An 11637-nucleotide genomic window follows, 5' to 3' on the forward strand; every position below is an offset into this window, starting at 1 on the left:
AATTCTAGCTGTAATCGAAACATTCGATTACAGCTAGAATTAACATTGTCTTTTCAAAAATACATTACAACTGATATAGAACATGCCTTCTCTAAATGAAAAAATTGTTAAGTTTATTCAAAAAAACACGTTAAAACCTCTTACATAAAGCATAAAAATGTTTTATTATGTATTAAAATACAAAATGGAGAAAGGGGCATCACTGTGAAAATTTGGTTTTATGAAAAAACAAAAACCACAAATGATCTACTCGGTATTTGGGATAACGTCCCAACCATTCCGCGAATCGGTGAGAAAGTAGAGCTTTTAAAGAAAGTACGGACTGTAACAGACATTAAATATACAAAAAACGGGAATAACTTTCATGTTGAAATTTTTATTTACTAAAGAAAAAAGCTCTCCATATTTTTTAGGAGAGCCTTTCTCTTTCATCTGCTTTTTTTATCACAATTGTATCATTCACTAGTTCCACTTTTACATAATCACTTTCTTCTAACCCTAAATGATTGACCGCTTCATCAGGTAATTCAACAGCCATGTAGCGCTCTGTGAAGACAACTTGACTATATGTAGCTTGCTCTGCAAGTAAATCAGCTTGTTTTTCTTCTTGTATGGTTCCAAGTGATGGCAGTCCAACTTCTTTTACAGTGCGCCAATTACGACGAATAAAGGGAACAAGCCACAGTAAGCTAATAATGATGATAATAAGACCAATCCACAAATTACTCTGTGCTTGCAATTCAGCAATTTTTACTGGTTCTTGTGCGCTGCTATCAGTAAATTGAATAATACTAACAACAGTATTATTTAAAGCGTGCACGATCATATTTGTCCATAGGCTTTTCGTCTTTATGTATAAAAGACACATCACAACACCAAACAAAAAGGCACCGATCACATCAACATGCCCAAATCCAAAAATCAGTGAAGAAATGATAATAGCACGTTTCACACCCCACTTATACGCCATTCGATTTAAGAAAAAGCCCCGAAAAATCGCTTCTTCCATAATTGGAGCAAATATACAAGCTGAAATGACACTTAAAATCTTTGTAAAAGTAGTGCTCATATCAATAACATTTCCATCACTTAATAAATCAACTAGAAAGTCAGGAATGAGCTGAGCTAGTATATAAAATTGAATAAAAGAAACGCCGAATGAAAAAATCATTCCCATCGCCGTCGCAATTAATATAAGTCGCCATGGAATAGATAATGGTTTATCAAAAAAACTTGTAAATACTGCGTTATTTTTTTTCATCTTATAAAACAACCAAAGTAATGGAAAAACAAAGAAGACTAAAGTGTCTGAGACAAATTCGAACGCATCATTTCCAGCACCTATCATATCTAGTGTAAGATATGCAATGAATGAACCTAAAATCATCCATCCAAAAAAACTACGAAGTCGAATACGTGAAAATGCAAGATTAATAGAAAACACCTCCAACTTGATATATTTATATTATAGTATCAATATGATGTAATTTCTTCCTTTATTTATCAAATTAGCCCTGTATAATCCTACAACTCCCCAAAATAAATCCCCGCTTAAGCGAGGATTTATTTTTTTATTCCGCTATTGGCGGGGGATGAAGCCCCCCACTGATGGAAGTTTCACTTTATAACACATCACGTTTTTGGAACAATGCACTGGAAGCAACGAGTAAAATAACAAAATGAGCTAACACAAATAACAATGAAGTTGTAAAGCTAAACTCTGAAAATATTGGTTTGGCTCCCTGACTTAGCAACTCATTACTATCATACATATTTAAATTCAAGTGGAACATTACAACATATTTTGCTATACCTTGGCCAAATTGAAATATTAGCATTTTTAACATTGACTCTAGGAAAAAGAAAAATAGTGTAATAACTAATGGTAAAACTGATTTTCTAAAAATATTAGCTAATAAGAATGCAACTGTTGGATAAAATAATATCGGTAAAATGTTATACGCAAAACGTTTTAATAGAATTGCAAAAGTTACCGCTCCAGTGTCCCCGCCAAATACAATGAGACCAATCAGCATTGCTGTAAGTAAAGAAGCAATACATACAAATAATATAGCTAAGAGAACTGTAATATACTTTGAAAATAAGATCGTAACTCGTTTCCTTGGTCGAATCAATAATTGTTTAATTGTCCCTTTTTGAAATTCCTCTGTAATTGTGCGGGATGCTAACGTAACTCCAAAGATTGTTGCAAACGTAACAATCATGCCAATATTTTGCTCTGCAAACATAATGAATCCTTCAATTTTGATTTCAGGCGGAGCCCATTTTTTGATAATAATTGCTGCTGCAATTTCTAATACTGCTAGCACTACTAATAGAATGTACATACTCTTTTTCGCATGTAACTTTAAAAATTCATTTTGAATTAATTTTATCATTATGCTTTCACTCCCCCTGTAACTGCTAAGAATTCATCTTCTAATGATTTATTTTGAACTGTTACACTGTACACAAGAACATCAGCATACACTAAATTTTTCACAAGCTGCGGAATTTCCTCTTTCATGACAGATACCATAATTTTGTTTTCTTGAATGGTTCCTTTAATCAGTTCATTCGCTTTCTCTACTTGATTCACTTCTAACGCTACCATAATCTTGTCATCACTTTTTACTTGTTCACGTAAACTATACTCTTGAACAAATTGTCCATTCTTAATAATAACGACACGATCACACATCAGCTCAATTTCACTTAGTAAGTGACTTGATACAATGACTGCAATGTTTTCTTCTTTTGCTAAACGCTGTAAGTAATCGCGAATTTCACGAATTCCTGCTGGATCTAAACCATTTGTCGGCTCATCTAAAATTAAAATTTTCGGATTATGCAGTAGCGCTTGCGCAATCCCTAAACGTTGTTTCATACCAAGAGAATATGTTTTTACCTTTTTATGAATCGCATGTTCTAATTCAACAAGCTTTACAATTTCAGCAATGCGTTCTTTACCAACTGGTGTAACGGCCATATTCGCAAAATGCTTTAAATTTTGCATTCCCGTCATATATTCATATAGTTCTGGGTTCTCTACAATCGCTCCAATATACTCTAGCGCTTTTTCACGCTCAGTACGTATACTATGACCGCAAATTGTAATATCACCTTCTGTTACTGAAATCAACCCTGTCATCATTCGAATTGTCGTCGTCTTCCCGCTCCCGTTCGGTCCAAGGAAACCGTACACTTCCCCTTCCTGTACTTCAAACGATAGCCCACGAATAATTTCAGCACTGCCTATTTTTTTGTGCACATTTTCTAATTTCACTACTACATTTCCCAATGCCTATTCCTCCTTTAAACTTCTAATTTTTTGTCGATGATGTAAGATGTAATGAATATGAAGAGAACGGTCGATAACAAAGTAAAGCATACATACGAAATACTTGCCCCTTCATTAACATAAAATGACGTTTCGAAAAAACCATTTTTATCCATAAATTTAATACTTTTCGTATAAAATACATGCTCATCTATTTTTTGTAATAAGTTAGTTATAGAGAATTGAATTGTCCCAAGGATGATACAAAAAAAGAAAAATAATACCTTACTTAATAAGGAGTTCACATTAAAGAGTTTTATAATTGCAATTATGAAATATACAGAAGCCAAAAAACTAGTTAAATCTATAATCCATAAAAAGAGAGAAAAGAAATGATGAAGCAACCCAAATTTATAAAAGTATTGCATCGCTTGTTGAATCTCTCCATTTGTATTTTTCCCGTAAATATCTAAAGAAAAAAAATGAACAAATCCTAAAGCTATTAATGACAGTAAAACAACCATTATTGTAAAAAACAATAGGTTGGCACATATATATTTTTTAGCAGGAATAGCTGTATATCGAATCATAGAATTTTTTAACATTCTTCGAAAAGATAAGGCGGCTATTAAACTAATAGAAAATACTGTTATGCTAAATAATAATATAAACAAAACTAATATTACGTTTTGCTTTGTTGGAGTCATGTGCTTAGCAGAACCCATAAAGTTAAATAAAAGAATAAGCGAAATCGTAATAAACCCTACGTAAATAACCCATATTTTCTTTTTATTACAGTTATATAAGTAATGAAGAAGTGGATTCATTGTCCAAACACCTCCTTGAACAACTCGTGTATAGCTTTTCCTCTTTGAAAACGAAGATCTTCTACATTTTCATATAAAACAATCTCCCCGTCTTTTAAGAAAATCACTTCATCAAACAAGTTTTCAATTTCACTAATTAAATGAGTAGAAATTAAAATTGTACAATCTTCGCGATAAAATTGAAGAATTAACTCTAGTACATGCTCCCGTGAGACGAGATCAATTCCGCCCAGCGGCTCATCTAACACATATAGTTTTGCATGACGTGAAAAGGTTAAAATTAGCTGTAGTTTTTCTACCATTCCCTTTGATAAAGCATTAATTTTTTCTTCTAATGGAATTTTCAATTTCGCAATTGTATCCACCGCTTTTTGAATATCAAAATCTTCATAAAAATCACGATAAAAAAATAAAGCATCTTTTACAGTCATCCACTCTTCAAATATCGGACGGTCAGACATGAATGAAACAATATTTTTCGTTTCTCGACTTACCTTCTTACCGGCAATGAAAATATCTCCTTGAGAAGGGTGCTGTAAACCGACAATCATTTTCAGCAACGTCGTTTTCCCGCTGCCATTATCCCCAACAAGACCAATAATTTTTCCTTCTGTTATCGTTACGTTTATATCTCTAATAACAGCTTTTAAATCGTAACGTTTCCATAGATTTTCTATTTTTACTAATTCTCGCATCTGTTCTCCCCCTTTATCTCTTCTAATGAAGAATGAAGAATGGACAACATTTCCTCTTCTGAAAACCCTAAGTTGCTCATTCCATTTATAAAGGCATGAAGCAACTCTTTTGCCATATCCTTTCGCAGCTCCATAATTTTCTCTCCTTCAGTTGCTACATATCTTCCCATTCCTCTACGCGTCACAACGATACCCTCGCGTTCTAGCTCTTGAAATGTACGTTGAATTGTATTTGGATTCACTTGTAACTCACCCGCTAATTCACGTACAGAGGAAATTTTACTACCAGGCGATAAATGACCTGTTACAATTTCCTTTTTTATAAATTCCATCACCTGAATGTAAATTGGGATGTTGGGAGAAAATTCAATTTTCATTTCTTCCTCCTATTGTTTTAGTGTACTAATTAGATAGTACACCATAACACAAAAAATGTAAACGACAATTTAGAATATAATCCCCCCTTTATATATCATTAACAAACTCATACAAAATAACAATGTTATGTAAACTTATTTCTCACAAAAAAAAGAGTGCCCTATACATATAGAGCACTCACTTTATTAAAAGTTAAATACAAAATCATCATCTGATAATTTTTCAACATTTGTCGCTTTCACGTAACCATTTCCTTTTACAGAGAAAAAGTCATGGTTTTTTGTATCCGTACGTAAACCGTTTAATACGATTGGATTAATTTCTTCTTCTTCAAAGTGCGGTTCTAATCCTAAATTCATTAATCCCTTATTCGCATTGTAACGAACGAAACGATTTACCTCTTCCACAAGACCAATCGATGTATAAATTTCATCTGTATACGCTGTTTCAATGTCATACAGCTCTAATAACAGATCTTTCGTTTCTTTTTGCACTTCTTGTTGTTCTTCTGCAGAAAGTTCTGCAAACACTTGCTGCGCTAAAATACCGACGAATACGCCGTGGATACTCTCATCCTAACATGTTCATACAAGGTCGCTACTCTTGTACCGCTTTTACAAGCAGCTTACTGTTACCAGTAAGTACAGACTATATCACCATCCATATAGGATGTCCCCCATTTCGAGCACCTATCGCTTGTGCCCTACGGTTTTCACCTAGTCGTTGAACGTTCCTTTAGATTATCTAAAGGCTTCGCTGCTGATTGCCCTAGCTAACTTGCTTCATTTATTGATTCCTTTTAAAGAACCAATAACCGCCAATTAACTACAGGGTATCCCAGCAATTAGAGGGATTTTCTACTATCTATTGCTAGATAGAGCCGCAAATGTTTTACGGATAATGAGATTAATGATTTCACCGCTCGCCGTTAATTTTCCTTGCCCTGCTAAATACAGCGGATAGAAGAATCCGCTATAGAACAAGTAGCTTTCTAAAAACACACTTGCTACCATTGCCATGTATAGCTCTTTTTTCGTTACTTGAGGCTTTAATAAACGACGGTAGTAATTTGTAATGATACTTGATTTTTTCTCAAGTAATGGATGTGTATCTACCCATTCAAAAATTCCATCAATTTCTTCTTCAGTTGCAAGCGTTGTGAAAATATGGCTGTAACTTTTCGCATGTACTTCTTCCATAGCTCCCATGAACGCAAGCACACTTTTTGCTTGTAAGTTCTCAAGGTGCACAAGAATGAGTGGCATTCCCTCGCCGCCTTGCTTCGTATCTAGAAGTGTTAATCCTCCAAGTACACGCTTATAAGCAATTTGTTCTTCCTTAGATAACTGCACCCACGTATTTTTGTCAGAAGAAACAGCGATCTCCTCTTCTGTCCAAAACTGAGCGATGTTTTGCTTCCAAAACATTAAACTAAAATCGTCTTCTTTCTTGTTCCAGTTTACCGCGCGCATTGAATCGCCCCTTTATTATATTGTTGCATCGTTCTAACGTGCGGTGAAACTTCCATTCCATAATGAAAATCTAACCGCACGCTAGAACGTAAATTTGATCACTTAGGATGAGCAGGGTTTTTCTAAACCCTGCTCATCCTGTTTTATATAATAACTATCAATTGTATACTCTTCTACTAAAAGAATACATTATACTGTGCAGGCTACACACTCTTCGACACTTAATTTACGTGTTCTTGTGTAGTACAAGCTCTTTAGTCCTTTTTTATGAGCATAAATATAATAACGCGCTAATTCACGAGTAGAGATATCGCTATTTACATAAAGAATTGTACTAATCCCTTGGTCAATATGCTCTTGAATTTCTGCGATTAAATCAATGAGCTTAAACTGATTCATATCGTAAGAAGATTTATAGTACCAGAACGTATCTTTTGATAAATACGGCATTGGATAATATGTTGTTGCATTTGCATACGTTCTTGATTCAATTTGGCTTACGATCGGCATTACAGATGATGTCGCGTTCTGTACGTAACTGATTGATTGTGTCGGAGCAATTGCTAATCTATATGAATTATATAAACCATGCTTCTGTACTTGTTCTTTTAGGTTTGTCCAATCTTCTTTTGTTGGAACATGAATTCCTTCAAATAACTGTTGTACTTTCTCAGTTACCGGAATATAATCCGTTGTTTCATACTTCTCAAAGTATGTGCCATTTGCATAATCTGACTTTTCGAAGTCTTTAAAGGTTACACCTTTCTCTTTTGCAATTTCCATACTTTTTTCAATGGAGTAGTAATTTAGCATCATAAAGAATGTACGAGCGAATTCTTTTGCTTCTGCACTTTCATAAGCGATTTTATTTTTCGCTAAATAACCGTGTAGGTTCATTGCGCCAAGACCGACAGAATGAAGCTCCTCATTTGCTTTTTTCACTGTCGGTGCGTTCGGAATAATTGTCATATCAGAAACAGCTGTTAAAGCTTCCATTCCTGCATGAACCGCTTCACGTATTTCTTTATTCTCCATTACGTTTACAATATTTAATGACCCTAAGTTACAGTTAATATCGCGGCGTATAATGTCATCTGTACCGTAATCATTGATTACAGATGTTTCTTGTAACTGGAAGATTTCAGTCTCGAATGTTCAACTGAGGTCGCTACTCTCAGCCCGTTGTACATACAACTGCTGTATGTCACCATACAGGACAGACTATATCATCACCTACAGCATAATCTGATTAGGTGCTCCGCTTTTCGAACGCCAATTGCTTGCGCCCTACTCCCCTATGGGATAGTCGTTAGGCTTTTACTTATCTTAGTTTTTCAGAAAGTCTCTTATCATTTCATGCTGCCTGTTTTTAATTGTACATATACAAAACGATAAGATACCCTCTGAATAAAATAACTTATTCTAAGATAAGATTTAGCACGGTAGGTTACCTCACTTTTGAGGCTTTCCCCGTTTAACGGAGTTTTCGACTAGTATTTCTACTAGAAGGTGCTACTTAATTAACACAAGTTCGACATCTTCACAGTTCCAATACCCTTTAACGGATGTTGTTTATTTGCATTTGATTTAAACATTAAGTATGGATAACCAGACTCAAGCTGAATCATTGCAATTTTAATGAGCATATCACGTGTGCTAATATCCAGTTGTTTCTTTTTGATATTTGGATTGCTCATCAGTTCGTCATACATTTCATCAATATCGATATCGTCTAAATGTTTTCCGTACTCTTTATACACTGTATAAGGCGCGAAAACATGGAATGGTTCGTTTTTCTCAGCAAGCTCAAAGAACTTGCTTGGAACGATAATTCCGATGGAAAGAGACTGAATACGGCTCTTCTCGTCGGCATTTATTTTTTTTGTATCGAGGAACTCAATAATATCCCAATGGAAAATATTTAAATATACAGCTCCTGCACCTTTTCTTTGCATATTGTTACTCCATAAATTTAAAACGTATGGGGGATAGTCATTTCTGCTACCCTCTCTATATCGCTATAGAGTTCAGACCATATCTTCTTCTCACCAAATTCTTTGTTTGGTTTGAGAAGCCAGGTTCGAGTTATATAGTCACCTACATAGCTACTTGGTCGTTGAACCTTCTCCTTATCTAACAGACTTAGGAGCTCGGCTGCTGATTTCCTGCAATCTTGGATTTTTAGGGGGCGCTACGTAATTTCTGCGTAGTATCCTACCTCGATATACTCAGGCGTTCCAGCAATTGACCCGGTTTTATAGTTGAGCCATAAGTTAACCCAACTGATTCGCATACGAAAACGAATCTTCAAGTAATTTCATAACTGGTACAACACCACTTGCTGCGTTCTCGATACCTTTAATTTGTTCACCGCGTGCTCGTAGTTTGCTCAAGTTGAGCGCTACGCCGCCACCGATTTTTGATAACTGCATCGCTGTATTAATATTAAACCCAATCGAGTTTAAGCTGTCGTCCATCTCTAACAAGAAACAAGACACCATTTCACCTCTTCTGCTTCTACCTGCATTTAAAAAGGTTGGTGTCGCTGGTTGATAGTTTTGTTTTACAATCATGCTTGCAAATTGCTTCGCCTTCTGGGCGTTTCCTCGTCCTAAGTATAACGATACAATTGCCACGCGATCAGGATAACTTTCTAAGTATTGCTTTTGATCATTCGTTTTTAACGCGTAATCTTTATAAAACTTAGATGCTGCCATATAAGATTGAAACTCGAACTTTTCGCCGTATGTGATATCGTATACAGCCTCTACCTCGTCCATCTTATATTCGCTTAACACATCATAGTAGTAGTCATGCTCTAACATATACTCGATGCGTTCTGCCACGCTATCAAAAGGAACGGTATTCTCTTTCGCCTCTTCCATAAAGACAGCTAGTGCCTCTTTATCTTTGTGAAGCTGATAGAACCCGTCCTGCATTTGCGTGATCTCATTATTCAATTCAATGTGTCGCAATCTCCAGCACCCTCTCTTTAAAAAATTCTACATCTTTATTTGTTCCAGATAACTCAAATTTTGATACAACCGGTACCTCATATCTCGTTGCAATTTTGTCTGCACTTGCCCCAAACATATCTCCCCAATTGCGATTTCCGCTTGCAGCTACTCCTTTCAAGCGTTCATGATTACGTTCTAAAAATTCCAAAACACGTTCCGGCACATTTCCAAAACCTGTTGTATACGTAATAAGGACATATTCTTCATCTAATACGAGATTTTCATTAATTTGAACGGCCGGCATATTTAATTTGTGAATGAAACGCTTCACGTTTCCTGTCATAGAATCATATGCAATTAACATCTCCGACCCTCCTTTTACATCTTTTTACATCATGTTCATTCTTGATGAATTCTCTATATATTGTATTACTTTTTAAAAAAGGACACAAGATATATGTATAATTTCTTTCTTTTTAAAAATTTATTTTTTCGACAAAAAAGGCCGATCTTTTTACAATACAAAGAATATGAAACAACATTCTAAAACACATGTCAATAAAGTGTATTTCAAAAAAGTTGTCAACGGATTTACCCACATTTCCAAAAAAGTTCATCGTATCAAATTGTCAAAAAAAGAAACATACATGCGAAATCTATTTCTCATTTGTCAAAAAAAAACGAACAGTTTCCTCATTAGAAACTGTTCGAAACCGGTTACACATTTTTTCTATCGTTTCATTTGTACGTGTACTCCTATTCATGATGTTCTACGCGCACGATATCGTTCAAAAATATATGATAGAAAATTTCATCTTTACATTGCATCGTAAAAACAGGTGATTCTTCATCGAAATACGCAATCGTACCTTTAACTTTTTGAATCGAATTTTGAAGTTTTGCTACTACAAGCACACTTCGTTCTTGTTCATATGCTTTTTTTAATTGCCCTATGATTTCCTTCATTCGCTTGCGCTTTTCTGGAAACATAACCATCCCAACAAATTTCCTTCCTTTTTCATCTTTCCAAAAACAGTCCCAGTGCGGAAGTATTCCTTGCTTAAACTCTCCCAAATAAACTCCTCTCCTTTCTCTTTATCCGACTTTTAGCAAGCAGTTTTAATAGGTAATTCTTTTCCTTACGAGCGCGGCATTTCCATATATGTATAAATGATTTTCCCGCCATGCTGTGCGTTACCTCGAAAATGTTTAAAGTCTTCTCGCTCTACTAAAACTTCACGAAATGTATAAAACACTTCTTTTGTTATAATGTATTCTTGTATTTCATTATTTTTCAGCTGATCTAAAATCATATTTACTTGTTGTATATCCATACTAATCACCTCTCTGTCGTATTTTTATTTCACGACTACTTCTATACACTCCTAATACAGCAAATCATTTCTTATCATGCTAACTCTTATGATACAATAAAATGGACACTAGGAGGGATAACATGATTCGGAAAGCAAAACAAACAGATGCTCAAGCAATATCTCCTTTATTGTACAACGCACTGCATGAAATTGCTGAAAAATTAACAGGTGGCACAAATGAAACAGAAGTTCTAGAAGGTTTAGAATATTGGTTTTCGAAAAAAGAAAACCGACTCAGTTATGAAAATTGTTTTGTTGAAGAACGAGACGGAAAGGCTGTTGGTATTATTGTAGCCTACCACGGAAGTGAAGCAACTCAACTAGATGAACCAATTATGAACCGGTTACGAGACATTCAACAAGATTCTTCTATTATATTAGAAAAAGAAGCAGAAGAAGATGAATATTATATTGATACTCTATCTGTTTCATCTACATATGGTGGACAAGGTATCGGCTCAAATTTAATTTTTGCAGCTGAAACATTCGCTCAAGAAGAAGGGCATGAAAAAATCTCATTGCTAGTAAACTTAGAAAACAAACCTGCGTTTTCTCTTTATAAAAAACTCGGCTATACACAAGATAACACACTTATGCTTGTGGGCGAACCATATGCTCATTTAGTTAAACATATATAATACAACGGCACAAT

General features: G+C 34.9%; 12 protein-coding genes and 4 pseudogenes. 2 read left to right on the forward strand and 14 right to left on the reverse strand.

Going from position 1 to position 11637, the window contains the following annotated elements:
* The first annotated feature begins 204 nt into the window (after positions 1-204).
* Positions 205-387 carry a DUF3913 family protein gene (locus V7024_RS21180; protein ID WP_242217061.1) on the forward strand — a complete coding sequence of 61 codons (183 nt, stop codon included), beginning with the start codon at positions 205-207 and terminating at the stop codon, positions 385-387.
* Positions 388-409: 22 nt separating this feature from the next.
* Here V7024_RS21180 and V7024_RS21185 read toward each other — a convergent pair whose 3' ends face one another.
* The 14 genes and pseudogenes from V7024_RS21185 to V7024_RS21250 all read right to left on the reverse strand — a co-directional run bounded on the left by V7024_RS21185 (position 410) and on the right by V7024_RS21250 (position 10943).
* Complete coding sequence (locus tag V7024_RS21185) at positions 410-1435, reverse strand: CPBP family intramembrane glutamic endopeptidase (RefSeq protein WP_335523612.1); 1026 nt, start codon at positions 1433-1435, stop codon at positions 410-412.
* A gap of 187 nt (positions 1436-1622) precedes the next feature.
* Complete coding sequence (locus V7024_RS21190) at positions 1623-2399, reverse strand: ABC transporter permease (protein WP_335523598.1); 777 nt, start codon at positions 2397-2399, stop codon at positions 1623-1625.
* A complete protein-coding gene (locus tag V7024_RS21195) occupies positions 2399-3301 on the reverse strand; it encodes an ABC transporter ATP-binding protein (RefSeq protein WP_335523600.1) in 903 nt (300 codons plus the stop codon). The genes V7024_RS21190 and V7024_RS21195 overlap by 1 nt, the downstream gene beginning before the upstream one ends.
* A gap of 14 nt (positions 3302-3315) precedes the next feature.
* On the reverse strand, positions 3316-4107 hold the full coding sequence (locus tag V7024_RS21200; protein WP_098915546.1) for an ABC transporter permease: 792 nt from the start codon (positions 4105-4107) through the stop codon (positions 3316-3318).
* A complete protein-coding gene (locus V7024_RS21205; protein ID WP_098915548.1) occupies positions 4104-4802 on the reverse strand; it encodes an ABC transporter ATP-binding protein in 699 nt (232 codons plus the stop codon). Before V7024_RS21205 ends, V7024_RS21200 begins: the two co-directional genes overlap by 4 nt.
* Entirely contained in the window at positions 4790-5179 is a 390-nt protein-coding gene (locus V7024_RS21210; protein WP_335523605.1) for a GntR family transcriptional regulator, read from the reverse strand. The genes V7024_RS21205 and V7024_RS21210 overlap by 13 nt, the downstream gene beginning before the upstream one ends.
* Before the next feature lie 186 nt (positions 5180-5365).
* Positions 5366-5755: pseudogene (locus tag V7024_RS21215) on the reverse strand (ribonucleotide-diphosphate reductase subunit beta); the annotation flags it as partial.
* A gap of 318 nt (positions 5756-6073) precedes the next feature.
* Positions 6074-6652 (reverse strand): annotated as a pseudogene (locus tag V7024_RS21220) (ribonucleotide-diphosphate reductase subunit beta); the annotation flags it as partial.
* Positions 6653-6841: 189 nt separating this feature from the next.
* The gene (locus tag V7024_RS21225) at positions 6842-7792 is read right to left on the reverse strand and encodes a ribonucleotide reductase (protein WP_335523614.1); all 951 of its coding nucleotides are present in this window, start codon (positions 7790-7792) and stop codon (positions 6842-6844) included.
* A 383-nt stretch (positions 7793-8175) separates the two neighbouring features.
* Positions 8176-8604: pseudogene (locus V7024_RS21230) on the reverse strand (ribonucleotide-diphosphate reductase subunit alpha); the annotation flags it as partial.
* Positions 8605-8928: 324 nt separating this feature from the next.
* Positions 8929-9627 (reverse strand): annotated as a pseudogene (locus V7024_RS21235) (ribonucleotide reductase N-terminal alpha domain-containing protein); the annotation flags it as partial.
* Positions 9614-9973 (reverse strand): class Ib ribonucleoside-diphosphate reductase assembly flavoprotein NrdI, encoded by a 360-nt coding sequence (gene nrdI, locus V7024_RS21240; RefSeq protein ID WP_098915555.1) that lies wholly within the window; start codon positions 9971-9973, stop codon positions 9614-9616. The pseudogene V7024_RS21235 and the gene nrdI, both read right to left, overlap by 14 nt.
* 392 nt (positions 9974-10365) lie before the next feature.
* Positions 10366-10683, reverse strand: coding sequence for a hypothetical protein (locus V7024_RS21245; protein WP_098915557.1), 318 nt, complete (start codon positions 10681-10683; stop codon positions 10366-10368).
* 65 nt (positions 10684-10748) lie between these two features.
* On the reverse strand, positions 10749-10943 hold the full coding sequence (locus tag V7024_RS21250; protein WP_335523608.1) for an abortive phage infection protein: 195 nt from the start codon (positions 10941-10943) through the stop codon (positions 10749-10751).
* Between the two features lie 122 nt (positions 10944-11065).
* Between V7024_RS21250 and V7024_RS21255 the strand changes: the two genes are divergently transcribed.
* A complete protein-coding gene (locus V7024_RS21255; RefSeq protein WP_335523610.1) occupies positions 11066-11623 on the forward strand; it encodes a GNAT family N-acetyltransferase in 558 nt (185 codons plus the stop codon).
* The last annotated feature ends 14 nt before the right edge of the window (positions 11624-11637 follow it).

The organism is Bacillus sp. JJ864, assembly GCF_036963045.1.
Taxonomy (GTDB): Bacteria; Bacillota; Bacilli; order Bacillales; family Bacillaceae_G; genus Bacillus_A; species Bacillus_A pseudomycoides_C.